Below are 23,872 nucleotides of genomic sequence, written 5' to 3' on the forward strand. Positions count from 1 at the left end.
CATGGCTTCCGCCGTCATCCTGTCCCCCGGTCCTCGCACTGTCGTTCGTCCACGTCCGTCCACGCCGCCTGCCGCAGGTACTCCTCGAAGTCCGCGACCACGAGATCCGCCTCGGCCACCCGCTCCGCCGCTCCCCCGGAGGCGGGGACCGCGACACAGCGCAGCCCCGCCGACCGTGCCGCCCGGACTCCGACAGCGGAGTCCTCCAGCGCCTCCGCGTCGAAGGGCGCGACGCCCATCCGCGCCAGGGCCGCCAGATACAGGTCGGGGGCGGGCTTGTGCCGCTCGGCGGTTTCCCCGGTGACCACCACGGCGAAGTAGTCGCGCACTCCCAGCCGGGCGAGGTGTCCCTCCACCCATGTCGCGGGAGAACTGGAGACCACGGCCATCGGCAGTCCGCGCCGCCGGGCCAGGGCCAGCAGCCGGCCGACACCCGGGCGCAGCGGCTCACTCTCGCTGAGCCGTTTCTTGAGCGAGGCCCGCGCGTCCCGCACCCCGGCTTCCAGGGGCCGGCCCAGCGCCGCGCCCAGGGCGTCCAGCGCCAGCTGTCCGCCGTCGGCCCGGCCCTCCATCCGCTCCCACAGCTCATCGGGGAACACGACGCCGAGCTGTGCCCAGGTTTCGTCCCAGGAGCGTCTGGCGGCGCGCTCCGTGTCACAGATGAGACCGTCGAAGTCCAGGAAGAGCGCTTGGGGTATCACTGCGTCAGCCCACCTTTCCGGCCGGGCGCACCGGGCCGAGGACACGGGCGGTGAAGTCGTTGGTGAACAGGCCCTGCGGATCGAGATCGGCACGCACATCCTGGAAGACGTCCCACTCCGGGTAGAGCGGGGCCAGCACCTGCTCGGTCGCCGTGTGGGCCTTGCCCCAGTGCGGCCGTCCGCCCAGGTCGCGCAGCTCTCGTTCGACCACCCGGAGCAGTTCCAGGAAGGGCACCGACCGGGGGACCGTCAGGTTGACGTAGCCGGTGGCGCGCCCGTAAGCCGGGCTGAGGGGAGCGTCGTCGCTGGCACCGACCCGCACCAGTACCGAGTACGGCGAGTAGCGGCCGGCCCGGCGCAGCGTGCCCCGCAGCCGCCGCAACGCCTCGGGGACGTCACCGAGCGCCAGCGCGTGCTCCAGGGCGACGAACTTCACCGGCTGGGGGAAGGTGAACACCTTGTGGCTGACGTCCACGTGCGCCCCCGGCCCGCTGCCCCGACCGGACAGGAAACCGTCCAGCCGGGGCACTGCGGCTGGGGCCGCACCGGCGACGAGGCCCACCAGTCCGCACCGCACCTCGGAGAGAGTGGTGGCGTACCGCCGTCGCCCCGCCCCCGGTGTGGGAGCGTCCTCGGTGGCGTTCACGAGGCGGCTGCACACCGTGTCCTTCCACGGCGACCACGAGCAGGACACATGCTCGGCGCTGCCGGCCCACTCCTCGAAGCCCTCCAGCAGTGTGTCCAGCCTCTCGGTCCGCTCGGTCGCGGCGAGCCGGAAGCGGGGCACGCAGCGCAGCGTCACACTGCTGATCACGCCCAGCGTGCCCATCGAGGTCCGGGCACAGCGCAGCAACTCCGCGGAGCCGTCCCGGGACAGCTCGCGCACGCCACCGTTTGCGGTGACCAGACGCAGCGCCTCCACCTGGTCCGCGAAGGTGCCGTGCTTGAGGCCAGTGCCATGGTTGCCGGTGGAGATGGCTCCGGCAACGGTCTGCTCGGCGAGCGTGCCAATGTTGGCCAGGGCCAGGCCAGCCCGGTCCAGTACGGCGCTGATCTCGGCCAGCGACGTCCCGGCGCGCACGGTGATGGTCCGCCCCTCCCGGTCCAGGCTCTCCACCCCCGAGTACCGGGAGAGGTCGACCATGACGCCGTCGGTCAGCGCGAGCGGGTTGAAGGAGTGGCCGGAGCCGGCTGCCCGCACGGTGAGTCCCCGCTCGGCGGACAGCGCCACGGCCGCGGCGATGTCCTCCTCGCTCCGGGGCGCGATACGGTACCGGGGCTCGCAGCGTACGGTCCTGGCCCAATTGCTCCAGGCCGCCGTGGATTCCCGGAGAGTGCTGGTCATCGACTGCCCCCCACCGGGGTCGATACGAGGGTGTCGCAGTAGCGGGCCACCGCGTCCTGCCAGCTCGGCAGGATGAACCCGATGCTCCGCAGCCGGGCGGTGTCCAGCGTGGAATCCCTCGGCCGGCCGCCGATGAACCCCGCTTCCTCGAAGAACGCGGGCTCGGGAGCCAGACCCGCGTCCGCGCCGAGCAGCGCGTGGATTTCCGAGGCGACCTGATACCAGCTGGCCGACCCCTGGTTGGTCACGTGCAGGGTTCCGGTGACGTCGCTCCCGTCGGTCATCAGGAAGACCAGGGCCCGGGCCAGATCCACCGTGTAGGTGGGGCAGCTGAACTGACCGCCGATCAACCGGGAACGTTCGCCCCGCTGGATCCCGCGCACTACGGAGAGCACCGTGTCAAGGCGTTCGTCCACACCCCCGAAGAGCCACGAGGTGCGGACGTTGACGTGCCCGGGTGCCATCTCGGCCACGCGTTCACCGGCAAGCTTGGTCAGGCCGTAGACGCTGCGGGGCGCCGGCAGGTCCTCCTCGCGGTAACCCCGGTCGGGGGTGTGCTCGCCGTCGAAGACGTAGTCGCTGGACAAGTAGATCAGGCGCGCACCGGTGCGGCGGCAGGCTTCGGCCACGTGGCGCACCCCGGCGACGTTGACCCGCAGCGCCATTGCGGGGTCCTGTTCGCAGTCGTCGACGATCGCGTGCGCGGCCGTGTGCACCACCACGTCGGGCCGGAAGGCGTCGATGGAGGCGGCCACGGCGGCACGGTCACCGATGTCGAAGTCCTTGATGGAGACCCCGAGCAGCGGCCAGTCCGCGGTCGCCGGGTCCGCGTCCAAGGCGGCGGTGAGCGCCGTGCCGAGCATCCCGTCGGCGCCCGTCAGATAGACCCGCAGGGGCCGGCTGCTCACAGGTGGCCGAACTCGACGAGGAGCTCCTGCACCGTGGCGCCGGAGTTGATCCGCTCGCGGACCACGCGTTCCTTGTCGATCTGCCGGCGTACACCGGCCAGCACGTCCTCGGCGCCGTGCTGGGGGACGACCGCGATGCCGTTCTCGTCGGCGACCAGGATGTCGCCGGGCGAGATGACCTGGCCGTTGACCACGACCGGCACGTTCACCTGGACCGGCTCGGTGCGGTCGTGGACCGCGGTGGGCGACGGCCTCGGCACCGTGCTCCGGTACCACAACGGGAAGCCCAGGTCGCGGATCTCGTCCACATCGCGGACCGCCCCGTCCACGATGCCACCGGCGATTCCCGCCTTGAGGGACAGGGTGGACATCAGCCCGCCCCACATCGCGGTGGTGGTGGTGCCGTGGCAGGCGACCACGATCACGTCACCGGGCTCGGCGAGGGCCAGCACCGGCATGCAGTCGACGAGGTCGTCGATGGACAGGTTCACGGTGAGCGCGGGGCCGACGATCTTGTGCTGCGGAAGCACCGGCAGCAGTCCGCCGATGGCGCCGACGCGGCGGCGGGCATCGGTGACCAGACAGCTGGGGCTGTACTCCTTCAGCACCTCGCGGAAGGCATTGAGCAGAGCCGGATCGGGGCGCTGCATCACATTGCGGATGGTCTCCACTGGTGGAACTCCTTTGTGAGGGGGGTCTGCTGGACGTGTGCGGATCAGCGGGAGCGGACGGCCTTGAGGATCTGCTCGGCAAGGCGCGGTGCGCTGAGGCCGTGTGCGTCGAGGGCCTCGTCCTCGGTGCCGCAGACCGGAACCTCGGTCAGACCGATGCCGTGGAAGTCCGGCAGTCGGGGCACCCGCGCCTCCAGGAGGGCCCGGGCCACGGTGTCGGCCTGGCCACCGTGCCGGTAGTGGTTCTCCACCACCACCAGCGTGTCCGCCTCGGCGGCAAGCTCAGTCAGCCACTGCTCGTCCACCCGGTTCAGCCAGGGCAGGTTCACGACCCGCAGCCGGATGCCGTCGGTCATGAGGAGATCGGCGGCCCGCAGCAGCTGCGTCAGCACCACCGGGCCCGCGGCCACGGCCACGACCCGGTCGCCCTCGCGGACGGTGCGTCCGCGACCGGCCCGGAGCGGGCCACTCCCAATGGCCGCGCTCTCGGCGGGCACGGGCACGCTCGCCAGCCGCAGGTACACGCTCTCCTCGGACTCCAGGCAGAAGTCCACCGCGGCGGTCAGCTCCTCCGCGTTGGCGGGCTCCAGCATCACCAGGCCGGGGACCGCCCCCAACGCGGCGACGTCCCGGACCGCTTGGTGCGAGTGACCGGGGCCCGCCGGAAGGAGCCCGGCGAGCGAACCGACGTAGACCACCCGCCGGCCCTCGGTGGCGTTGTTGTAGATCTGCTCGTTGGGCCGGGCGTGGAGGAAACAGGAGAAGGAGTGGACGAACGGCAGCAGTCCACCGGCCGCGAGGCCGCCCGCCGTCGAGACCATGTCCTGTTCGGCGATCCCGCACTCGAAGAAGCGGTCCGGGTACGCCCGGGAGAACGGGATCAGTCCGGTGTCCAGGACCAGGTCGGCGTCGAGGGCGACGATCCCGGGATGGGTTCCGGCCCGGTCCAGCAGCACCTCACCGTAGACCTCGGGCAGCCGCTCGCCGGCCGGACGGGGCGCCACCCTCGGCTCCTCGGACACCAGCTCCAGTTCGCCGAGCCCGTTGCGGGCGAGGATCGTCCCGGCCACCTCCACCAGCTCGGCGTGGGCGCTAAGGTAGTCCTCCTCGGAGGGCGCGCCACTGTGGAAGCGGTAGCGCCACTCGTCGTCCGGCATGGAGGTGGCGGCGAAGGTGGCACACCCGCCGCCCTTGACCGTGTCGGCGATCAGCACCACGGGCACGCCGGTGAACCGCTCGCGCCGCTCGCCGAAGGCGACCGCGAGTGCGGCCACGTCGTTGCCGTCGCAGCGCAGCACCCCCCAGCCGTGGCTGCGGAACTTGCCCTCCAGGTCACCCAGGTCGCTCACGTCCCGGATCCAGGTGTCGGACTGGATCTTGTTGTGGTCGACGATGAGGGTGAGTTCGTCCATCCGGTGGTGCACGGCACCCGCCAGCGACTCCCAGACCTGGCCTTCCTGGAGTTCTCCGTCGCCCATGGTGACGAAGACGCGGCGCCGCAGGGAGCGCAGCCGGTCGGCGAGAATCAGGCCTTTGGCCTTGGAGACACCCATACCGAGCGAACCCGTGTTGAAGGGCATGTGCGGTGTGTGTACGTCTGGGTGGCCAGGCAGCCCGCCGAGGCGCCGTAGCCGGTGCAGGTCCTCTTCCGGGAGCATCCCGAGTCCGATCAGCGCGGCGTACAGGCCGGGAGCGTCGTGGCCCTTCGACGAGAAGTAGACGTCGCCGTCGTCGGTACCGGGCTCGTGCATCTCCTGGAGCAGCAGTTGGGCGACCAGATCGGCGGCACTGAAGCTGGACCCCAGGTGCCCGGAGCCAGCCCTGGTCACCATGTAGAGGGTGTTCATGCGGCAGAGCGCCGCGAAGGCGCGTGCCCGCTCGTTCGGTTCACCGATGGCGTCCAGCACACGTTCGAACTCGCGCACAGGGACCCGGCGCAGCGGATGGGGCACGGACTCTCCAGTCGTACGGGGGGTTCCCGGATCGTTGTCAGTGGTCACCAGCACACGAACCCGCCGTCCACCAGCAGCTCCTGGCCTGTGACGTAGCTGCTCATGCCGGAGGCGAGGAAGAGCAACGGGCCGGTGAGGTCGTCGGGTTCGGCCATCCGGCGCATGGGGACCCGGCTGGTGTAGCGCTCCAGGAATGTGGCGTCCTGGCCGCCGAGCACGCCGCCCGGGGAGAGCGTGTTGACACGGACCCCGCGCGGCCCCCACAACGCGGCCAGGTAGCGGGTGAGCGCGCTCACCCCAGCCTTGGAGGCTCCGTACGCCGGAGGCTTGAGGAACGGCGGGTCCAGCTCGATGTGCTCGTAGAGCCGGGCATCGGGTGCGACGTTCCCGTACAGGGAGCCGATGTTGATGACGCTGCCGCGGCCACGCCGGGCCATGTCCGCGCCGAAGGTCTGGCAGACCCGGAGTACCCCCAGGGTGTTGACCTCCAGCACACGCGCCGAGAGGTGGTCGGGGATGTCCTCGAACAGCCAGCTGCCCGTCTCGGCGCTGGGCGGCTGGTCGATCCCCGCGTTGTTCACCAGGATGGTGAGCGGACCGACCTGCTCGACGGCTTCCGCCAGCGCCCTCCGCAGGGACTCGCGGTCCGTCACGTCGGCGCTGAGCGACAGGTGCGGGCCGCCCGCGGCGGCCTGGCCCGGTTCGAGGTCCAGGCCGAGGACCGTCGCCCCTGCGCCGGCCAGGGCCGCTGTCCACACCTGCCCGAGGCGGCCGGAGGAGCCGGTGACGACGGCGACCTCACCCGACAGATCGGGGATCACCGGGCGTCCAGCAGATCGAGGGCGAAGTCCTGGTCGGCGGCCACGGGGCGCGCGAGCCGGCACCCGAGGAGTTCACCCAGCTGGTACGGCTTGAGGCCGTCGCCCGGGGACTTGCACGCGAAATCGGCCTCGGTGAGCACATGCCCCGCCGGCAGCGCATGGGCGGCGACGAGCTTCTTGCCCATCTTCCGTACGGCGACCGCCTCACGGCTGCCCAGCGTCTTGCGCGGCGAGCCGAGCGCGGCACGCGTGCGGCTCAGACCCTCGGTCAGCGCGGTGAACTGGGCCGGGTCGAGCGAGAAGTGGTGGTCGCTCCCCTTGCCCGCGTGGTCCAGCGTGAAGTGCTTCTCGATGACCCTCGCGCCCAGCGCGTAGGCGACGAAGCTGAGCTCCGGACCGAGGTCGTGGCCGGAGAAGCCGATCACGACCTCGGGGAACTCCTCGCGGTAGGCAGTGATCACCGACAGGTGCAGGTCGTCCGGTGCCGCCGGGTAGATCGCCGTGCACTGCAGCAGCGCCAGCTGGGGGTTGATCGGCAGCACCGTCTCACAGGCCCGGCGCACGTCGTCCAGGCTCGCTCCTCCGGTGCTGACGATCAGCGGAAGCCCGGTCTTGGCGGCGTGGGCGAGCAGGGGCGTGTTGGTGATGTCGGCCGAGGCGATCTTGAGGGCCGGAAGCCCCAGTTCGGCCAGGAAGTCCACGCTGGCCACGTCGAAGGCGGTGGAGAAGAAGTCCACGCCCAGCTCGCCGGCCACGGAGCGCAGGTACTCGTACTCGGCCTGGCCGAACTCCAGCGCCTCGCGGTGCTCCCCGTAGGTGGGCCCGTAGCTGTTGGCGCTGGTGTAGGGCTCGTCGAACATCGCCTGCGTGAAGAGGCTCTTGTTGTCGCGCTTCTGCAGCTTGACGGCGCTCGCGCCGGCGGCTGCCGCGGCCTGGAAGAGCTTGACGGCCTGTTCGACGCTGCCGCCGTGGTTGTGGCCGATCTCGGCGATGGTGTAGCCATCGGTGTTGTCACCAATGGCACGTCCAGAGATCTCGATGGAACGCATGGTGGAGGAACCCCCGGATTTCGGCTCGCAGTTCGCCGCCATGACAGGGCGGCGAAGGGAAGGTGTGACCTTGGTCAGGTCGGAAGCTGATGCGTCGTACTCGGCTGGGGGTCGGGCCCCTTCATCGAGATCACGACCGCGGCGACGCCGGCGGTGGTCGGCGTCCGGTAGAAGTCCCGCAGCGGGACCGCCACCCCGAAGGCGTGTTCCAGCCGGGAGATGATCTCCACCGCATGCAAGGAGTGCCCGCCGAGGTCGAAGAAGTCCTCGTCCGGGCCGATGCCCTGAAGATCCAGCTGGCTTTCCCAGATCGCGGTGACCTCCTCCTCGACGGTTTCCCGCGAGCCGACCGCTTCAACGTCCCGGGTACTCATCCGGCTGACCCCTTACGCCTGGTGTCGGCCGGCCGGAACGCCTCACCCCGCAGGGCGCGACGGTCGACCTTGCTGTTGGAGGTGAGCGGCAGGGCGTCCAGGAAGGTGAAGACCGTGGGCACCATGTGCGCCGGGAGGCGGGAGGCTGCATGCGCCCGCAGCTCGGCCGGGGTGGCCGTGTCCTGTCGCAGCACCGTGTACGCCACCAGCCGCTGACTGCCCGGGCTGTCCTCGCGCGCCACCACCGCGACTTCCCGCACCGCCGGGTGGGCGGCCAGCACCGCGTCGATCTCGCCGAGTTCCACCCGGTGACCCCGGACCTTCACCTGGCTGTCCTTGCGTCCGATGAAGTAGAGCTCCCCGCCGGGCATGCGCCGGACGATGTCGCCCGTCCGGTACAGCCTCGCCCCGGGCACGTCGCTGAACGGGTCCACGACGAAGGAACGCGCGGTGAGCCCCGGCCGTCCCAGGTAGCCTCTGGCCAACAGTCCCCCGCCCAGGTGCAGTTCACCGGCGACGCCCTCGCCGCACTCCCTGAGGTCCTCGTCCAGGATGTACGCGGTGCGGTCCCCGATCGGCGCGCCCAGGGGCGCGCCGAGCTCCTCGTCGATCGCGGTCACCGGGCTGATGGTGGGCGTGATCACGGTCTCGGTCGGACCGTACGCATTGGTCAGCGGAATGCCCGCCTTGCGCTGCCACAGCTCGGCGGACTTGACGGACATCCGGTCGCCGCCGACGATCATGTGCCGCAGCGGCAGCCCGGGCCAGTCCCGCCACTCCAGGGAGTTCGCGATCGCGTGCCAGTAACCGGTCGCCAGGTGCGCCACCGTGACCCGGTGCCGCTCCAGGAACTCCAGCATCCCCGTGACACTGAGCGTCTCGTCGTTGATCACCAGCGTCGCCCCGAGCGTGAGCGCGCAGAGGGCCTGCTCGATCGCCGTGTCCACGTGCATGGGGGAGAACTGCAGGATCCGGTCCTCGCGGAGCAGCCCGAAGCTCGCGGTGATGGCCCGCAGTTGCTCTGCCAGCAGGTCCCTGGCGATGACCACGCCTTTGGGGCGGCCGGTGGTCCCCGAGGTGTAGAGGACGTACGCGGCGTTGCCCGGCCGGGCACGATGGGGCTCGGCCGGCGCGGCCGGTACGTCCTCCGGCTTCTGCCAGTGGAGCATCGGCACGTCGAGCCCGTCGGCGTCCACGCCACTGCCGACGAGCAGCAGCGCCGCGTCGCTGTCCGCGAGCATCAGTGCCTTGCGCTCGACCGGCGCCCCGGCCTCCAGCGGCAGGTACACCCCGCCGGCCTTGAGTACCGCGACCAGCGTCACGGCGGCTTCCAGCTTGCGGTGGACGAAGGCGGCCACGACCCGCTCGGGGCCGACACCCAGACCACGCATCCGCGCGGCGAGGGCATCGGTGAGCCCGTCCAGCTGTGCGTATGTCAGCAGACGGTCCTCGTCGACCAGGGCCGGCGCGTCCGGTGTCTCCCGGGCCCGGAGGCGTATCCGCTCCTCCACCGGCATTCCGGCGTGTTCCCCGCTCATGCCTCGACCTTCTTCTGTTCGGCGTCGTCCAGGGGCGCCGGTTCCTCAGGCTTCTCCGCGACCAGTCGCCAGGCCGCCGGGATCAGCAGTGCCACCGTGGAGATGACCAGCACCGTCACCGTGCAGAAGACCAGGACGGTACGGGCGCCGAACTGCACCGACGCCGGGCCCGCCAGAGCCATGCCGATGGGGGTGCCGACGAGGGCGCCCATCATGGAGACCGAGCTGGCGCGGGCCAGCAGCTCACCCGGCACGTTCTGCTGAAGGGTCACGGTTTGCAGCACCGCGTACACGGACTGCTGGAGACCGGCCGCGAGTCCAGCGGCCGCGATCAGGGGCACCCAGCCCGGAAGGGCCAGGAAGGCAGGGAAGGGTGCCATCAGGAAGAACCACAGCGTGGCGGCCACCAGGGGGCGACGCGGCTTGACGCGGGCGGAGACGACGCCTCCGACCAACCCGCCGATCGCGTAGCAGATACCGATCGCCGACCAGGATGGCGCCCCGCCCAGGTACTCATCGGCGATGAAGGGGCCGAGGACCACGGTCGGCGCGATGACGAGCATGTTGGCCAGCGAGACGTGCAGGATCCATATGCACAGCCAGCCTCGCGTACGGACGGCCGCCAGCCCGTCGGCGACGCTGCCGAGAAGCCCGGTACGGCGGTCCAGCCGCTCGGCGGCCAGGGTGCGCGGCAGCCGGTAGAGGAAGGACGCGCTGGCCGCGAAGGTGAGGCCATCGATGAGGATGGACCAGCCCGAGCCCGCGGTCGCCACCAGCACGCCGGAGATACCCAGGGCCAGGATCTGGCCGGTGCTCCGAGAGATCCCCAGCAGCGAGTTGGCGTGGGTCAGCTTGTCCTTGGGCACCAGTGAGGCGACCAGGCCCTGGGCGGCCGGGTTGAAGAAGGCAGAGCCCGCGCCCGCGATCAGCTGCAGTACGGCGATCATCCACACGCTGGCGTGCCCGGTGAGCAGCAGCACCGCCGTGACGCCCTGGGAGACGGCCCGGACGCAGTCCGTTATCAGCATGACCTGGCGCCGTGAGACCCTGTCACCCACCGCGCCGCCAAGCAGCGCGAGGAGGATCATCGGAAGCCGGCTGCTCAGCACCACGATACCGAGAGCACCCGGTGAGCCGGTGAGTTCGAGCACCGCGAAGGCGATCGCCAGCGGGGTCAGCGAGTCACCGAAGACCGACATGGTCTGACCCAGGTAATACCGGCGGAAGTCGCGGATCCCGAGCAGTGATCTGAAGGAGGCGTAGGGAAGCATGTTCGAGGTTTCTTCCGTCGGGCGCGGACAGATTGCTCAGGCTCAGGCGGCGTTCTCGACTCCATCCATCGCCTCCCGCAGGCTGCGGGGCCGCATGTCCGTCCAGTGCGTGTCGACGTACGCGGCGCAGGCTTCCTCGCTGCCGGTGAACCCGGCTTCCCGCCAGCCGCCCGGCGTGCTCAGCGGCGCCGGGAAGAGCGCGTACTGCTCCTCGCCGTTGATGAGGACCTTCCAGGCCAGGGTGTTGTCTTCAGACATGATGTGACTCCTTGACGTTGGTGGGAACTGAGCGCTCGGGGCCGCCCACGGTTGGAGGGCGGTGGGCGTCCGGCCGTAAGGAGAGGCCGGTCACCGGGGATGGCCGGGCGCGGCGGGATTCAGAAGGACGCGAGGAGTCCGGCGATCTCGGTCAGGTGCTCCTGGTAGAAGAAGTGTCCGCCGCCGAAGGTCCGCCAGTCCGCCTGCGCGTCGGTGCAGTCGGCCCAGCGCCGAAGCTGGTCCGACGGCACGTCGGTGTCGTCCTCACCCCCGATGGCCATGACCGGGCAGGCGATGCGCCGCACTCGGCCCGGTGTCGGGTAGTCCTGGGTGACGGCGAAGTCCGCGGTGACGACGTCCAGGACGAGATCCAGCAGTTCGGGCTCGTCGAGCACTTCCTCGGGCAGTCCGCCCAGACGCCGCAGGAAGGCGAGCACCTCGCTCCTCTCCCGCAGCGGCACCTCGCCGCCGCCGGCCGGACGGGCCACGTGCGGGGGGTGGCAGCTGGCGGGCATGAATCCTCGTACCCCACGCCCACGCGACTCCAGGAGCCGCACCAGCTGCCACCCCACCATGGCGCCCAGGCTGTGTCCGAAGACCACGAGCGGGCCCGCCACGTGCTGGGTGACGGCGGCGGCCAGGGGCTCGACCAGATCCGAGAGCGCCGGGGCGAGGGGCTCCGCCACCCTCGGTCCCCGTCCCGGGTACTGACCGGACAGCACCCGCACGGATCCCGGGAGCTCCTGGGCCAGTTCGGCCAGGGCGTTTGAACTGCCTCCGGCGTGGGGCAGCATCAGCACGGTCGAGGTGGCGGCCTGGGTGGCGGCCTTGAGCTCGTACAACCAGGGCGAAGCGGTCGGTGCCTGTCGCAGCAGGGTACCGCCGGTCATCGGTCCGCCCCCGCCGGAGCGGCCGACCGGGCGGCAAGCACCTCCAGTTCACCGGCGAAGTCGGCGATGTCGCTGTGCTCGAACAGGGTCCTGATGGACAGCTGCAGGCCCAGTTCACCGGAGAGGTGACTGCACACCCGCAGGGCGCTCATCGAGTTCCCGCCGAGATCGAAGAAGTCGTCGGTGGGTGAGACCGTCTCGACGTTCAGCGCACTGCGCCAGGCGTCGACGACAGCGAGCATGATCTCGTTCCGGTCGAATGGAGTGGGCACAGCGGTCTCCAGGGCTTGGCGCCGGCCGGGAGCGGACGGCGGGACGTGGTGCGGGGCCGGTCGGATCGCGGTCCGCCGCTGCGGGCAGACGCCAGTGGCGTCACATCCGAGTTGACGTACGCCTGTTCGACTGCCGAGCAGTCTGCACGACGAACGGAAACATTGGCGAGCGCCTCGGGGGCCGTATCCCCGCCTGGCGCATCCGCGAGGGGCAGAAATCGGGATGCTCGGTGACATTCAGGCGCCGCGTTGGGAAGATCCGGCAGGGACGTCGGCTCCGCGTTGGCGCGGTTGACCGTGTGAACGACGTTTGATCTGAACTTGGTTGACAGGTGACGGGCCATCAAGTTATGTGGCGAACTGTCGTGGGCGGGGACGGAATCGATCCTGTTGACTTCTGGATCGGCGGGGGTAAAGACTGCAGCTCAGCAGCCGTCATGGCGGACGAGTCCTGTCCCGGCGCTGGGCGGGATCCCGCTACCTTTTCGTGACGTCCTCGCCAGCAGCCGCTCGGGCGCCGCAAGGGCCTATTCTCCTCGCAGTCGAACCGCCGGCAGGTTGGCTGGCTCCGGCGCGGCTCGCCCGGGCGGCCGTGCGGGGGGGGCGAGGACACGGAAGTCGCCCGAAAACCCAGGGCGCCATCCTCATCCGGAGTTGGGGGATCTCCACGTGAAAACTGACGTCTCCACGATCGTGGAGGCATTCGAGAACCAGGCCGCACACACTCCCGACGCGGACGCCGTCGTCACCGACGGCGATTGTCTGACCTACCGTGACCTCAGCAGTCGCAGCGACCGGCTCGCTGCCGCACTGCATGAGGGTGGAGTGGTCCGCGGGGACCGCGTCATCGTGCTGATGGAGCGGTCGGTGCTGCTGCCGGTCGCGCTGCTGGCCGTCCTGAAGGCCGGTGCCGTCTACGTACCTTTCGACGCCCGAGAACCGGTGGAGCGCCTTGCCCTGATCGCGGACGACACGGGTGCGAAGGCGGCGATCTGCGACCCGGTGGACGTGGACCTCGTCCGCGAACTGGGGCTCGCGGCGTTCGACCCGGCGGACTCCGGCGCGACGGCGAAGTCCGCGTGGAGCATCGGGCTCCGCCCCGGCGACCTCGCCTACCTCATGTACACCTCGGGCTCCACCGGGCGGCCGAAGGGGGTGATGATCGAGCACCGCAACGTGGTCAACCTCGTCACACGCCCCACCTACTGCGACTTCGACGAGAACGACCGCGTGCTCCAGCTGGCTCCGATCGCGTTCGACGCCGCGACCTTCGAGATCTGGGGCCCCTTGCTCAACGGCGGGTGCCTCGTCATGGCGCCGCCCGGTCAGGTCCTGCCCGACGCGATGGGCGACCTCCTTCGGAAGCACGGCGTCACGAAGCTCTGGCTGACCGCCGCGTTGCTGCACAGGCAGGTGGACGTGGACGTCGACGCCTTGCGCGGTGTCGGTACGGTGCTCGCCGGCGGCGACGTCCTGTCCGTTTCGCATGTCCGGAAACTGCGCGAGGCCGCCCCGGAAACCGTCCTCGTCAACGGCTACGGCCCCACGGAGACCACCACGTTCGCCTGCTGCCACCGCGTTGGTGCGGACGAGGCGCTCGCGGACTCCGTTCCCATCGGCCAGCCGATTCAGAACGTCCGAGTACGCGTGGTCGGCGAGGACGGCGACGACGTGGCCGACGGGTCCACCGGCGAGCTGTGGATCGGCGGCCAAGGGGTCGGCAGGGGGTACTGGCGCCGCGAGGAGCTCACGGCCGAGAAGTTCACCCACGACGACCGGGGGCCGGTGTACCGGAGCGGCGACCTGGTGCGCCGGCGCCCGGACGGCCTGCTGGAATACCTCGGCCGGATCGACGGGCAGTTGAAGCTGCACGGCCGCCGCATCGAGCCGGGCGAGGTCGAGCACGCCCTCGTGCGGTACTCCGGTGTCAGGCAGGCGGCGGTCGCGCGCCGGACCAACCATCTCGGCGACGACAAGCTCGTCGCGTGGATGGTGCTCGCGCGACCCGGCGGCATCGACCGGAAGGACCTCCGGCGCCACCTGACGGCAGTTCTACCAAACTTCATGATTCCGGCGGCCTTCGTGGAAATCGACCACCTCCCGTTGACACCGAACGGGAAAGTGGATCGAAGGGCACTTACTGTTCCTGACTGGCGAGAGCGGGCGATCTATGTTTAGCGGCGAATTCCAAAGCGTGGAGACGACTGTCGCGAGTGCATGGCAGGAGACGCTCGGGATCGAAGGAATCGACGAGGACGACGGCTTCTTCGAGCTCGGCGGCGATTCCATCGTGGCCGCTCGACTGGTCGGGCGCATTCGCAAGGAGACCGGTGCCGCACTCTCGATGGATGTAATTTTCGACAACGTCACGCTGCGGCAGCTGATAGCCCATGTCGAGGAAGCACATCCCGACAGGAAATAAAGAGGTCGCCGGCCGACGGCCGCCGCCGACAACGAACACGACCTCGGATTACCCGAAGGGAAGAGCAAGATGGACATTGTGGACGAATACGAGATCATTCCGGCCAGGGAATCGGGTGAACTGCGGGCGTCGCCGCAGCAGGGCCGCATATGGTTCAACGACCAGCTGGACGAGAGTGGTCTCCAGTTCATCTACTCGTCCGGCCTGCGGCTGCGCGGCCCGGTCGACGTTGGTGCGCTCCAGCGGTCGATCGAGCTGCTGATCGCGCGCCACGAGGTGCTGCGGACCCGCATCACCTCCCGGGAAGGCGTTCCGTGGCAGATCATCGAACCGGCGTACGGCCTCGACCTGACACCCTGCCCCGTGGCCGACGAGGCGTCGCTGCCCAAGGCTGTGCACGAGTTCGTCAACCGCCCGTTCGACCTCGATGACGGGCGCGCGCTGCGGGCCGTCCTGCTCCAGCTCTCCGACACGGACCACGCCCTGGTGCTGGCGATCCACCACGTGGCCACGGACGGATTCTCCAACGGCATTCTGATGCAGGAGCTCGCCGAGGCATACAAGGCCTACGCGGCGGGCGAGGAGGCGGAGCTCAAGGCGGTGGAGCTGCGCTACCGGGACTACACCGAGTGGCAGGCGCGGTGGCTCGCCGGCACCAGTGCCAAGTCGGCCCTGGCCTACTGGCGCAAGCAGCTCGGGAACGCGAAGACCACCATGGACCTCCCGGTGGACCAGCCCTGGCCGGCCCAGCAGTCATTCCGCGGCCAGTGGGTCTCGCATCTGGCCGCCGAGGAGCTGCGGGAGCGGGCCGAGGGCCTGGCGCACGAAGAGAGCGCCTCGCTCTTCATGGTGCTGCTCGCGGCCTTCCAGCTGACGCTTTCCCGGTGGACCGGTCAGAAGGACCTCATCGTCGGCACGGCCGCGGCCAACCGGTCGGTGCCCGGCACCGAGGACATCGTCGGCCCGTTCACCAACATGCTGCCGCTGCGCACGCAGGTCGACGAGGCCGCGTCGTTCCGGCAGCTGCTGCGGCAGGTAAGGGACACGACCCTGGACGGGTACGAGCACCTCCTGGTGCCGTTCGACCGGATCGTCGAGGAGATCTCGCCCGACCGCACACCCACCCGGAACACCGTCATCCAGGTGACGCTCACCGAGGAACCCGCGCCCGATCTCCACCTCGGTGGCCTGGACGTCGAGTACATCAGTTCACGCCCGGACTCGGTGCGGTTCGACCTCACCTTCTACTACTGCCCGTTGAGCGATGGACGCCTGAAGGTGGAGGCCAACTACGCCACCGACGTGTTCCGCCGCGACACGATCGACGCGTTGCTGCAGCGCTTCGTGCACACGTTCGGCCGACTGCTCTCCTCGCCCGACGCGGCGATGTCCGGCATCGACACCCTCACCCCCGAGGAGGAGCGGCAGATCCGGGAGTGGAGCGAGGGGCCCGCCACCGGAAGCGACGTCGTGCCGCTCCACAAGGCCATCTCCGCCCGAGCCGCCGAGCACCCCGACCGCCTCGCGGTGAGGGCAGGAACGGATTCCCTCACCTTCGCCGAACTGGAGGAGCGGGCCGGCCGGATCGCCGGACTGCTGCGCGCGCACGGAGTCGGCGTCGAGTCGCCCGTGGGCATCCTCATGGGTCGCTCGGTCTCCCTGGCGCCGGCCATCGTGGGCGTCCTGAAGGCCGGCGGGTACTACGTGCCCATGGACCCCGCCTATCCGGCGCAGCGTCTCCAGGGCATGATCGAGGACTGCGGCGCCCGGGTCGTCCTGACGGACCAGGATGTGGCGGTGGACGGCCTCGTCTACCCGGCGGGTGTCCAGCTCGTACCGGTGACCGACGCGGACGGGTGCGAAGAGGCGCCTGCGGCAGCGCTCACCAGGGACAACCTGGCGTACGCCATCTACACGTCGGGGTCCACCGGCACGCCCAAGCCCGTCCAGGTGACGCACCGCGGCGCCGCCAACCTGCTGGCCGCCCTTGAGGAGGCCGGGGCCGCCGGGCCCGGTCACAACCGGGTGGGGTGGAACGCCAGCCCGTCCTTCGACGCGTCAGTGCAGCAGTGGATCCGGCTCGGCCGGGGAGACACCGTGGTGGTCGTCAGCGACGACGAGCGACAGGACCCGGTCCTCCTCGGCGAGCTGATCGAGTCGGCGGAGCTCACGCACCTGGACATCACCCCGGTCCACCTCGACCTCATGATCGACCACGTGCCCTTCAAGGCCACGGACGCGGGCCCGCTCCACCTCCTCATCGGCGGCGAGCGGATCAGCCCGGCGCTCTGGCGGAAGATCACCGCTCTGACGGACGAGGGGGCGATCCGGGGCATCAATGTGTACGGCCCCACGGAGACCACGGTCGACGCCACCGCCGGATGGATCACCGGCGACGTCCCGCACATCGGCCGCCCCCTGCGAGGGGTGTCCGTGGCCGTCGTGGACGAGTCGGGTCGGCCGGTGCCCCCCGGCGTGCCCGGCGAACTGCTCATCGGCGGTGCCGGTGTCGCCCGCGGCTACGGTGGCCGCCCCGGCCAGACGGCAGGCGCCTTCCGGGCGAACCCGTTCCGCGTCGACGGCTCGCGGCTCTACCACTCCGGTGACCGCGTGCGGTGGCTGCCGGACGGCTGCCTGGAGTACCTCGGCCGGGGGGACCGGCAGGTCAAGCTGCGCGGGTTCCGGATGGAGCTCAACGAGGTCGAGTCGGTGCTGTCCTCGATCGCCGGCATCGGACGCGTCATCGCCATGGTGCGCGAACTGCCCGGCGGTCCGGGGCTGGTCGCCTACTGCACGGGTGCGGAGGATGTACGGCCGGACCGTGAGGTGGTCCGCAAGGAGTCCGCCCGGCGCCTGCCCGCCTACATGGTGCCGGAGATGATCGTGCTGATGGACGATCTGCCGACCGGTCCCGGCGGCAAGGTGGACACGGACCGGCTGCCCGACCCGGTGATGCCGGACTCGGACGAGGAGGACGGCGCCCTCTCGGGTCCGATCGAGGTGCTCATCGGTGAGATCTGGACGACGGTCCTCGGCCTCGACTCCGTCAGGCCGTCGGACAGCTTCTTCTCCCTCGGCGGCCACTCGATGCACGCCACCCGCGTGGTGGCGGCTATGCGCAAGAGGCTGAAGCTGGCCATGCCCGTCACGATCGTCTTCCAGTACCCCCGCCTCAGGGCCCTCGCCCAGCACGTGGAGGGGCTGATCCAGGAACGCCTTGCGGCCATGGGAGAGCCCGGCTCCCGATAGAGCTGGCGCATCGTCAGTATCTATGCGTCCGCTCCGGTGTACCGCTCGAATATCATTCGAGCGGTACACCGTGCTGTGCGTCACGAAGAAGCGCACCCCTGAACTCCGGCCGCGACACGAGTTGTTCGACCACCTGCGGCCATCACCGCGAAGCGGGCAGAATGTAGCCCATGGATCTTGGACTTCGAGAAAAGACGTTCCTCATAACGGCCGCCAGCCGCGGTCTCGGCTTCGCCGCGGCGCAGCAGCTGGTGGCGGAGGGGGCCAGGGTCCTGGTGACCGGACGTACCCGGGAATCCGTGGACAAGGCTGTGGCGGCGCTCGGCGGAAGCGATGTGGCGCTGGGCCTGGTGGCGGACAACGGCGACCCCGATGCCGCGCGGTCGCTGGTCGATGCCGCCATGGAGCGCTTCGGCCGACTGGACGGCGTGCTCATCAGCTCGGGCGGGCCACCGGCGGGCCAGGTCACAGAAGTTGAGGACGCCCAGTGGCGCACCTCCTTCGAGTCCGTCTTCCTCGGCGCGATCCGGCTGGCCCGGACCGCGTCCGAAGTCCTCGGCGACGGCGGGGTCGTCGGCTTCGTGCTCTCCGGTACGGTCCGACAGCCCGCGTCCGGCCTGGCGTTGTCCAACGGCCTGCGGCCCGGCCTGGCGATGGCCGCCAAGGGCCTGGCGGACGAACTCGGCCCCCGCGGCGTGCGCGTCATCGGACTGATGCCCAATCAGATCTATACGGAACGGGTGCAGGAGCTCGATGCGCTGAGCGGGGACCAGGTCGCCGTCCGTGCCAGGAATGAGGCCGCGATCCCGCTGCGCCGCTATGGTCGTCCCGAGGAATTCGGGCGCGTGGCCGCCTTCCTGCTCTCGCCGGCGGCTTCCTATCTCACGGGGATCACGGTCCCCGTGGACGGCGGCGCACTTCGTGGGCTCTGAACCAGCCGGCGCCGAACCGCGAGGACTCCGCCCCCGGACGGGACTCCCTGCAAACGTGCTTGATCACGACCCCCGGTCCGACCTGATGAAAGCAGGCAACCAGTGAAGATCCATCTTGGGCGCGACGCCCTGGCCGAAGCCGTGACCTGGGCGGCGCGCGCCCTTCCCGCACGCCCTCCCGTGCCTGTCCTCGCCGGCCTCCTGATGACGGCGGCGGAGGACAGACTCACCGTTTCGGGCTTCGACTACGAGGTCTCGGCGAAGTTCGACGCCGAGGCGGAGGTCCTCGAGCCGGGCTCGGTACTGGTATCCGGCCGACTGCTGTCCGAGATCGCCCGGTCGCTGCCGGACCTCCCGGTCGAGTTCAGCACCGATGGCACCTACGCGGTGCTGACCTGCGGGGCGTCGCACTTCGAGCTGCCCACCATCCCGATAGAGGACTACCCCAAGCTGCCCGAGATGCCCCCGTTCCTGGGCACGATCGACGGGGCCGTCTTCGCCTCGGCGGTCGCCCAGGTCGCCGTCGTTGCCGGGCGGGACGACAGCCTGCCCGTCCTCACCGGGGTCCACATCGAGATCAACGGCTCCACCCTGCGGATGGCCTCCACTGACCGCTACCGTCTCGCGGTGCGCGATGTGGCTTGGCGCCCCGCCGACCCGCAGGCTGAGCTGAAGGAGGGCGCGCTCGTCCCGGCCAAGAGCCTGCACGAGATCGCCCGGTCGCTCAGCAAGGGCGACGAGGTGTCGATCGGACTCTCTATGGACAAGTCCTCCGGTGCCGCGCTGATCGGATTCGGGGCCGGCCCCCGCCGTGCCACGTCGCGACTCCTGGCGTCCGACTTCATCAAGTACCAGTCCGTCTTCCCGCAGACGTACGTTGGCAGCGCGGTCATCGACCGGGTCGCACTGCTTGAAGCCACCAAGCGCGTCTCCCTGGTGACCGAGCGGAGCGCGCGGATGCGACTGACGCTCACGCCGGGTCAGATCACGGTGGACGCCGGCAGCAGCGTCGAGGCACGTGGCCGGGAGACCGTGCCGGCCCACTACGACGGGGAGGGCATCTGCTTTCCCGTCAACGCCAGTTACATAGTCGAGGGCCTGACGGTGATCGATGCCCCCTACCTGGAGCTGAGCTTCACCACGCCGACCAAGCCCGCCGTCTTTACGGCCCGGACCGCTCTGGACGCCGAGCACGACCCGAGTTACCGCTACCTGTTCATGCCGCTGCGCCCCGTCTGAGCAGCCGCCGGTTCGAGCGCTCACCGGACCCCGACTTTCGGGATCTGTCCAGCGAGTGGCTCTGGCCCGTAGTCGGCGGCAACGGTGAGTGATGACTATGGGAGGAGGATACGGTGGCGGATTCCCTGAACTCGTGATTTTGCTCTGTTCAGGGGGTCCGTGGGGACGGGATGCCGAGGTCGACAGCGCGGCGTGACTGGCGATCGATCTGGGCGAGCTTGTCGTTGGCGCCGGAGAGGCTGACCTGGAGTCCTTCGACCTCGCCGAGCCAGCCCTCGCGTCGTGCCTCGTCGATGCGGGCGAGGAGATTGTCGCGGATCTCCTCGATCCGAGTGCGCTGAGCGGGGTCGGGCCAGTGCATCGGACAGGCAGGCAAGCGTGTTCGTGAATGCAGGGGGTGGAGTAGGCCCGGCCGTTCCTGCTCATAGGTGACCTTGACCGACAACTACGCCGGGTCGTCTCGGAAGGTCTGGACCTTGCAGAGGTGATCGCGCTCTGCGATCCGGACGGACTCCGGAAGCTCACCGCCTTCGACCAGTTGTCCTACGGGGATTACCAGCAGGTCCTGAGCAATCAGAAACAGTGGGACAGGCTGAACTGGCCTTTGGACCGCAAGTCCTTCACGGCCCGCCTCGACGAACTCCGGGAGATCCGCAACGAGCTGATGCACTTCAACGACAAGGACAAGGCCGGCGATTCGGCGATACCGATGCTCCGCAACATGATCGAACTACTACGCGAGCACGGCGGCTGATGCGCAGCGCTTGCCCGACCCCGGTCGGGCAAGCGCTGCGACAGAACTGCCTCCCGCGAACAGGCGCGGAGCACTGAAAGCCCACATCCTGTAATAGATACTGTCTTACACTGAGGCTATGAAGCCGATCCGAGCCGGGACCACCGAGAACATCTCCGTGTCCATGCCCACCGAGCTAGTCAGCGAGCTCCGCTCTCGAACCGGCCGCCGCGGCCTGTCCAGCTACATCACCGAAGCTGTCAGGCACCAGCTCGCCATGGACGGGCTCGCCGAGATCGTCGCGGCCCACGAGGAAGAGCACGGCGCGCTAACAGAGCAGGAGATCGAAGCCGCTCGCCGCGAGCTGTTCGGAGACGTGACCGCCGAGGATGTCGAGCAGGGCGCCGCGTGAAGGAGCAGCCAGCCCGCTCGCTGGTGCTCGACTCCGAGGCGCTCTCTCTGCTCCTACGCAACGACCGCGGTATGGCGGCTCGCATCGAGGCATCCCGGCAGGTCGGGGTTCCCGTCCTCGTGTCTGCGCTGACCATCGTTGAAGCCGTACAGGGGAAGACCGATCTTGCGCGCTTGAAGTGGGTGCTCTCCCGGCTACGAGTGGAACCGGTCAGCCAGGAGGACTCCCTGACCGCAGTGGCGTTGCTTCAGGACGCAGGCGGGCTGCACGGACACAAGTACGCGATCGACGCCCTCGTTGCCGCGCTCGCGCTCCGCGCCCCGGCCCCCGTGGTCGTCCTGACCTCCGACCGGGACGACTGGTCGAAGCTCTGCGGGAAGCGCGTGATCATCAGAGAGGTGTGAGCACCGCCGACTACTGGGTTTGCGAGTTCAGTGGCACCAGTGGCAGGCGGCGTAGCCGACGGACAGCAGCACCGGCACTCCACGCCGCTCCGCCTCCGCGAAGGCCTCGGGCCCCCACGGCCACCAGTCGACCGGGTTCTCGGCGTGCTGCAGCAGGTAGGGGGAGGTCGCGTCCGCAAGACGGTTCGGCATGCCCCCATCCTCCCGCATCCGGGGCTACGGCACGGACCAGCGGCTGATCCCGAGGTTGGTGTCGAAGGTGCACATCCGCCGGAGCACCCGGTCGGGGGTGGGCGCGGCGAGTTCGTCGACGATCCGGCCGTCGGCGAGGAAGACCACCCGGCGCCCTGCGCGCCACGGTGTGCCACGACCACGTCATGGTTCGGGATCCTGCGGAGCCCGGCGGCGCACCGGACCGACTTCGTGGAAAGCGGCTCCGGCCCGGCCGCCGTTCGCGAGCGCGGACGACGGCCGGGCCGGAGTGGGTCACTCCTTGGGTGCCTCCGGCTCCTCGGCGAAGTCGACCTTCTTGAACTGCCGGTTCATCGACTTGGCCAGGAACCACGTCGCCACGCCGAGCGCGGCGAAGACGACGAAGCCGAGGAGACCGGGGGTGACCTTGGCGTCGTCGACGGCGAGGTCAGCGGCGAGGTGGATGAGGTTCACGGGGGCACTCATATCTCTATGGTGGCCCGGCTCACGTCGAGCCGGGCCGTCGGGGGGTGGGTCAGTCGCGCGCGTCGGCGACCTCGGCCGCCAGGCTGGGCGTGCGCAGGCCGGCGAACAGGTCGTCCTCCGGCAGGTCCACATCGATCAGGGTACGGCTGAGCTCGTAGTCCTCGGTGGGCCAGACCTCGCGCTGAACCTCCAGCGGGACGCGGAACCACGGCCCGTCCGGGTCGATCTGGGTGGCGTGGGCGATCAGCGCGCGGTCGCGGGTCTCGAACCAGTCGTCGCAGCGCACCCGGGTGGTGATCTCGCGCTCCTTGCGGCCGCTCTTCTCCCAGCCGGCGATCCACTCGCCGTACGGGGAGTCGAGGTCGTGCTCGGTGAGGTACCGGTGCAGCGCCCGGATCCGGCCCATCGGGAAGCCGTGGTTGTAGTACAGCTTCAGCGGCTGCCAGGGCTCGCCGGCCTCGGGGTAGGCGTCCGGATCACCCGCGGCATCGAAGGCCACCATGGTGATCTTGTGGGTCATGATGTGGTCCGGGTGCGGATAGCCCCCGTTCTCGTCGTAGGTCGTGATGACCTGCGGCTTGAACTCGCGGATCAGCCGGACCAGCGGCTCGGCCGCCTCCTTCACGTCCTGCAGGGCGAAGCACCCCTCGGGCAGCGGGGGCAGCGGGTCCCCCTCCGGCAGGCCGGAGTCGACGAACCCCAGCCAGGCCTGCTTGACGCCGAGGATCGCCCGCGCCTCGTCCATCTCCTTGCGCCGGACCTCGTGGATGTTCTCCTCGATGTACGGGTCCCCCTGGAGCTTGGGGTTGAGAACCGACCCGCGCTCGCCCCCCGTGCAGGTGGCCACGAGTACGTCCACGCCCTGCTCGACGTACATGGCCATGGTGGCCGCGCCCTTGCTGGACTCGTCGTCCGGGTGGGCGTGCACCGCCATCAGTCGCAACTGCTCAGTCAACGCCTTGCGTTCCTTCCACATCATCGGGCGTTCCGCGAAGTCCGGTCTGCCCACCGTACGAACCGCTCACTTCGGGACCGCGTCGCCGCAAGGCCGGCCTCCGGCCGGTGGCCGGCACGGCCGGGCCCCGCCCCCGCCGGACCGGCCGCGGGCGTGCCCCTCCTATAGTGACGGACTGGAGGAGCGTCGCATTCCCCCGCACCGCCCGCGCGGCCCCTCCCCGGGAAAGGACGAAGTCCGATGACTGCACAGACCACCGCCGCCCAGCTGCCCGAAGGGCGCTACGGCCGGAGCGGGAACAGCGAGTCGGACCGCCGCCTGAAGGTGGTCGGCGCGGTCTGCGGCGTGCTCGGCCTGGGTCTGATCGCCTGGCTGGGCGGCTCCTACCTGCTGCGCGAGTCGAAGATCAACGGCTCGGTGCCGACCTTCCAGGTGGTGTCCGACTCCGAGGTCCAGCTGCAGCTGACCGTCCGCAAGAGCGACGGCACGGCCGGCACCTGCACGGTCCGTTCGCAGGGCGACGACCACGCGGTGGTCGGGGTGGCCGACTTCCCGGTCCCGGCGGCCGGGTCGAGTTACGAGGCCACCGTCACCCTGCGCACCACTGCCCGCGGCACCACCGCCGAGCTGCTGGGCTGCACCCCGGCGAAGTAGGGGGAACGGCGCGGAAAGGCATATTCATTCGGGAGAACGGGCATCCGTAAGGGGTCCCGCACCCGGTCCCCGTACACCACCGCGTAACGCCGTCGTCAATCACGCGACAACGCCTCTCCCACTTGTCGGCAGGACTTGTTAGGC

26 protein-coding genes and 1 pseudogene are annotated in these 23,872 nt (G+C 69.8%); 9 read left to right on the top strand and 18 right to left on the bottom strand.

What is annotated here, in order from left to right; genetic code table 11:
• Positions 1-14: 14 nt before the first annotated feature.
• The 13 genes from ABZW30_RS12105 to ABZW30_RS12165 form a co-directional block, all read right to left on the bottom strand.
• The gene (locus ABZW30_RS12105; protein ID WP_355670963.1) at positions 15-701 is read right to left on the bottom strand and encodes an HAD family phosphatase; all 687 of its coding nucleotides are present in this window, start codon (positions 699-701) and stop codon (positions 15-17) included.
• Between the two features lie 4 nt (positions 702-705).
• Positions 706-2,046, bottom strand: coding sequence for a D-arabinono-1,4-lactone oxidase (locus ABZW30_RS12110; RefSeq protein WP_355670964.1), 1,341 nt, complete (start codon positions 2,044-2,046; stop codon positions 706-708).
• Entirely contained in the window at positions 2,043-2,954 is a 912-nt protein-coding gene (gene rfbD / locus ABZW30_RS12115; RefSeq protein WP_355670965.1) for a dTDP-4-dehydrorhamnose reductase, read from the bottom strand. The genes ABZW30_RS12110 and rfbD overlap by 4 nt, the downstream gene beginning before the upstream one ends.
• Positions 2,951-3,625, bottom strand: a complete 675-nt coding sequence (locus tag ABZW30_RS12120) for an RraA family protein (RefSeq protein ID WP_355670966.1) — start codon at positions 3,623-3,625, stop codon at positions 2,951-2,953. Before ABZW30_RS12120 ends, rfbD begins: the two co-directional genes overlap by 4 nt.
• A 44-nt stretch (positions 3,626-3,669) precedes the next feature.
• The gene (locus tag ABZW30_RS12125; RefSeq protein WP_355670967.1) at positions 3,670-5,577 is read right to left on the bottom strand and encodes a transketolase C-terminal domain-containing protein; all 1,908 of its coding nucleotides are present in this window, start codon (positions 5,575-5,577) and stop codon (positions 3,670-3,672) included.
• A 44-nt stretch (positions 5,578-5,621) separates the two neighbouring features.
• Positions 5,622-6,398, bottom strand: a complete 777-nt coding sequence (locus tag ABZW30_RS12130; RefSeq protein ID WP_355670968.1) for an SDR family oxidoreductase — start codon at positions 6,396-6,398, stop codon at positions 5,622-5,624.
• Positions 6,395-7,447 carry an N-acetylneuraminate synthase family protein gene (locus ABZW30_RS12135; RefSeq protein ID WP_355670969.1) on the bottom strand — a complete coding sequence of 351 codons (1,053 nt, stop codon included), beginning with the start codon at positions 7,445-7,447 and terminating at the stop codon, positions 6,395-6,397. The genes ABZW30_RS12130 and ABZW30_RS12135 overlap by 4 nt, the downstream gene beginning before the upstream one ends.
• A 74-nt stretch (positions 7,448-7,521) precedes the next feature.
• Positions 7,522-7,821 carry an acyl carrier protein gene (locus tag ABZW30_RS12140; protein ID WP_355670970.1) on the bottom strand — a complete coding sequence of 100 codons (300 nt, stop codon included), beginning with the start codon at positions 7,819-7,821 and terminating at the stop codon, positions 7,522-7,524.
• Positions 7,818-9,359, bottom strand: a complete 1,542-nt coding sequence (locus tag ABZW30_RS12145; RefSeq protein ID WP_355670971.1) for an amino acid adenylation domain-containing protein — start codon at positions 9,357-9,359, stop codon at positions 7,818-7,820. Before ABZW30_RS12145 ends, ABZW30_RS12140 begins: the two co-directional genes overlap by 4 nt.
• A complete protein-coding gene (locus ABZW30_RS12150) occupies positions 9,356-10,630 on the bottom strand; it encodes an MFS transporter (protein WP_355670972.1) in 1,275 nt (424 codons plus the stop codon). Before ABZW30_RS12150 ends, ABZW30_RS12145 begins: the two co-directional genes overlap by 4 nt.
• A gap of 42 nt (positions 10,631-10,672) precedes the next feature.
• A complete protein-coding gene (locus tag ABZW30_RS12155) occupies positions 10,673-10,888 on the bottom strand; it encodes an MbtH family NRPS accessory protein (RefSeq protein WP_355670973.1) in 216 nt (71 codons plus the stop codon).
• A 119-nt stretch (positions 10,889-11,007) separates the two neighbouring features.
• A complete protein-coding gene (locus tag ABZW30_RS12160) occupies positions 11,008-11,778 on the bottom strand; it encodes an alpha/beta fold hydrolase (RefSeq protein ID WP_355670974.1) in 771 nt (256 codons plus the stop codon).
• The gene (locus ABZW30_RS12165; protein WP_355670975.1) at positions 11,775-12,050 is read right to left on the bottom strand and encodes a phosphopantetheine-binding protein; all 276 of its coding nucleotides are present in this window, start codon (positions 12,048-12,050) and stop codon (positions 11,775-11,777) included. The genes ABZW30_RS12160 and ABZW30_RS12165 overlap by 4 nt, the downstream gene beginning before the upstream one ends.
• Positions 12,051-12,743: 693 nt before the next feature.
• Here ABZW30_RS12165 and ABZW30_RS12170 point away from each other — a divergent pair.
• The 5 genes from ABZW30_RS12170 to dnaN all read left to right on the top strand — a co-directional run bounded on the left by ABZW30_RS12170 (position 12,744) and on the right by dnaN (position 19,892).
• The gene (locus tag ABZW30_RS12170; protein ID WP_355671074.1) at positions 12,744-14,228 is read left to right on the top strand and encodes an amino acid adenylation domain-containing protein; all 1,485 of its coding nucleotides are present in this window, start codon (positions 12,744-12,746) and stop codon (positions 14,226-14,228) included.
• Positions 14,229-14,244: 16 nt separating this feature from the next.
• The gene (locus ABZW30_RS12175; RefSeq protein WP_355670976.1) at positions 14,245-14,472 is read left to right on the top strand and encodes an acyl carrier protein; all 228 of its coding nucleotides are present in this window, start codon (positions 14,245-14,247) and stop codon (positions 14,470-14,472) included.
• 69 nt (positions 14,473-14,541) lie between these two features.
• Positions 14,542-17,721, top strand: a complete 3,180-nt coding sequence (locus ABZW30_RS12180; RefSeq protein WP_355670977.1) for an amino acid adenylation domain-containing protein — start codon at positions 14,542-14,544, stop codon at positions 17,719-17,721.
• A 170-nt stretch (positions 17,722-17,891) separates the two neighbouring features.
• Positions 17,892-18,653, top strand: coding sequence for an SDR family oxidoreductase (locus ABZW30_RS12185; RefSeq protein ID WP_355670978.1), 762 nt, complete (start codon positions 17,892-17,894; stop codon positions 18,651-18,653).
• A gap of 102 nt (positions 18,654-18,755) precedes the next feature.
• On the top strand, positions 18,756-19,892 hold the full coding sequence (gene dnaN / locus ABZW30_RS12190) for a DNA polymerase III subunit beta (protein ID WP_355670979.1): 1,137 nt from the start codon (positions 18,756-18,758) through the stop codon (positions 19,890-19,892).
• Between the two features lie 148 nt (positions 19,893-20,040).
• On the opposite strand, the gene ABZW30_RS12195 is transcribed toward dnaN, so the two are convergent.
• Complete coding sequence (locus tag ABZW30_RS12195; RefSeq protein WP_355670980.1) at positions 20,041-20,253, bottom strand: hypothetical protein; 213 nt, start codon at positions 20,251-20,253, stop codon at positions 20,041-20,043.
• Between the two features lie 123 nt (positions 20,254-20,376).
• On the opposite strand from ABZW30_RS12195, the gene ABZW30_RS12200 reads away from it, so the two are divergent.
• The 3 genes from ABZW30_RS12200 (at position 20,377) to ABZW30_RS12210 (ending at position 21,441) form a co-directional block, all read left to right on the top strand.
• Positions 20,377-20,646, top strand: coding sequence for a hypothetical protein (locus ABZW30_RS12200; RefSeq protein WP_355670981.1), 270 nt, complete (start codon positions 20,377-20,379; stop codon positions 20,644-20,646).
• 118 nt (positions 20,647-20,764) lie between these two features.
• Positions 20,765-21,037: a hypothetical protein gene (locus ABZW30_RS12205; RefSeq protein ID WP_355670982.1), complete on the top strand. Its 273-nt coding sequence runs from the start codon at positions 20,765-20,767 to the stop codon at positions 21,035-21,037.
• On the top strand, positions 21,034-21,441 hold the full coding sequence (locus tag ABZW30_RS12210; RefSeq protein ID WP_355670983.1) for a PIN domain-containing protein: 408 nt from the start codon (positions 21,034-21,036) through the stop codon (positions 21,439-21,441). The genes ABZW30_RS12205 and ABZW30_RS12210 overlap by 4 nt, the downstream gene beginning before the upstream one ends.
• Before the next feature lie 30 nt (positions 21,442-21,471).
• Here ABZW30_RS12210 and ABZW30_RS12215 read toward each other — a convergent pair.
• From ABZW30_RS12215 to mca, 4 genes and pseudogenes are all read right to left on the bottom strand, one after another.
• Positions 21,472-21,633: pseudogene (locus ABZW30_RS12215) on the bottom strand (DUF255 domain-containing protein); the annotation flags it as partial.
• A gap of 24 nt (positions 21,634-21,657) precedes the next feature.
• On the bottom strand, positions 21,658-21,780 hold the full coding sequence (locus ABZW30_RS12220) for a hypothetical protein (RefSeq protein WP_355670984.1): 123 nt from the start codon (positions 21,778-21,780) through the stop codon (positions 21,658-21,660).
• Positions 21,781-21,927: 147 nt separating this feature from the next.
• Positions 21,928-22,119 carry a hypothetical protein gene (locus tag ABZW30_RS12225; protein ID WP_350515052.1) on the bottom strand — a complete coding sequence of 64 codons (192 nt, stop codon included), beginning with the start codon at positions 22,117-22,119 and terminating at the stop codon, positions 21,928-21,930.
• Positions 22,120-22,168: 49 nt separating this feature from the next.
• A complete protein-coding gene (gene mca / locus ABZW30_RS12230) occupies positions 22,169-23,074 on the bottom strand; it encodes a mycothiol conjugate amidase Mca (RefSeq protein ID WP_355670985.1) in 906 nt (301 codons plus the stop codon).
• Between the two features lie 240 nt (positions 23,075-23,314).
• Here mca and ABZW30_RS12235 point away from each other — a divergent pair, with 240 nt between their 5' ends.
• Positions 23,315-23,728 (top strand): DUF4307 domain-containing protein, encoded by a 414-nt coding sequence (locus tag ABZW30_RS12235; RefSeq protein WP_355670986.1) that lies wholly within the window; start codon positions 23,315-23,317, stop codon positions 23,726-23,728.
• Positions 23,729-23,872 lie beyond the last annotated feature (144 nt).

The sequence above is a fragment of the Kitasatospora sp. NPDC004669 genome (assembly GCF_040609455.1).
Lineage (GTDB): Bacteria > Actinomycetota > Actinomycetes > Streptomycetales > Streptomycetaceae > Kitasatospora.

Bases quoted from the DNA above. Each gene is read 5' to 3' on its own strand.
- ABZW30_RS12195 (WP_355670980.1), bottom strand. From the start codon at position 20,253: ATGCACTGGCCCGACCCCGCTCAGCGCACTCGGATCGAGGAGATCCGC.
- ABZW30_RS12180 (WP_355670977.1), top strand. From the start codon at position 14,542: ATGGACATTGTGGACGAATACGAGATCATTCCGGCCAGGGAATCGGGT.
- ABZW30_RS12225 (WP_350515052.1), bottom strand. From the start codon at position 22,119: ATGAGTGCCCCCGTGAACCTCATCCACCTCGCCGCTGACCTCGCCGTC.
- ABZW30_RS12235 (WP_355670986.1), top strand. From the start codon at position 23,315: ATGACTGCACAGACCACCGCCGCCCAGCTGCCCGAAGGGCGCTACGGC.
- ABZW30_RS12155 (WP_355670973.1), bottom strand. From the start codon at position 10,888: ATGTCTGAAGACAACACCCTGGCCTGGAAGGTCCTCATCAACGGCGAG.
- ABZW30_RS12145 (WP_355670971.1), bottom strand. From the start codon at position 9,359: ATGAGCGGGGAACACGCCGGAATGCCGGTGGAGGAGCGGATACGCCTC.
- ABZW30_RS12110 (WP_355670964.1), bottom strand. From the start codon at position 2,046: ATGACCAGCACTCTCCGGGAATCCACGGCGGCCTGGAGCAATTGGGCC.
- ABZW30_RS12185 (WP_355670978.1), top strand. From the start codon at position 17,892: ATGGATCTTGGACTTCGAGAAAAGACGTTCCTCATAACGGCCGCCAGC.
- ABZW30_RS12140 (WP_355670970.1), bottom strand. From the start codon at position 7,821: ATGAGTACCCGGGACGTTGAAGCGGTCGGCTCGCGGGAAACCGTCGAG.
- ABZW30_RS12150 (WP_355670972.1), bottom strand. From the start codon at position 10,630: ATGCTTCCCTACGCCTCCTTCAGATCACTGCTCGGGATCCGCGACTTC.
- ABZW30_RS12135 (WP_355670969.1), bottom strand. From the start codon at position 7,447: ATGCGTTCCATCGAGATCTCTGGACGTGCCATTGGTGACAACACCGAT.
- ABZW30_RS12160 (WP_355670974.1), bottom strand. From the start codon at position 11,778: ATGACCGGCGGTACCCTGCTGCGACAGGCACCGACCGCTTCGCCCTGG.
- ABZW30_RS12205 (WP_355670982.1), top strand. From the start codon at position 20,765: ATGAAGCCGATCCGAGCCGGGACCACCGAGAACATCTCCGTGTCCATG.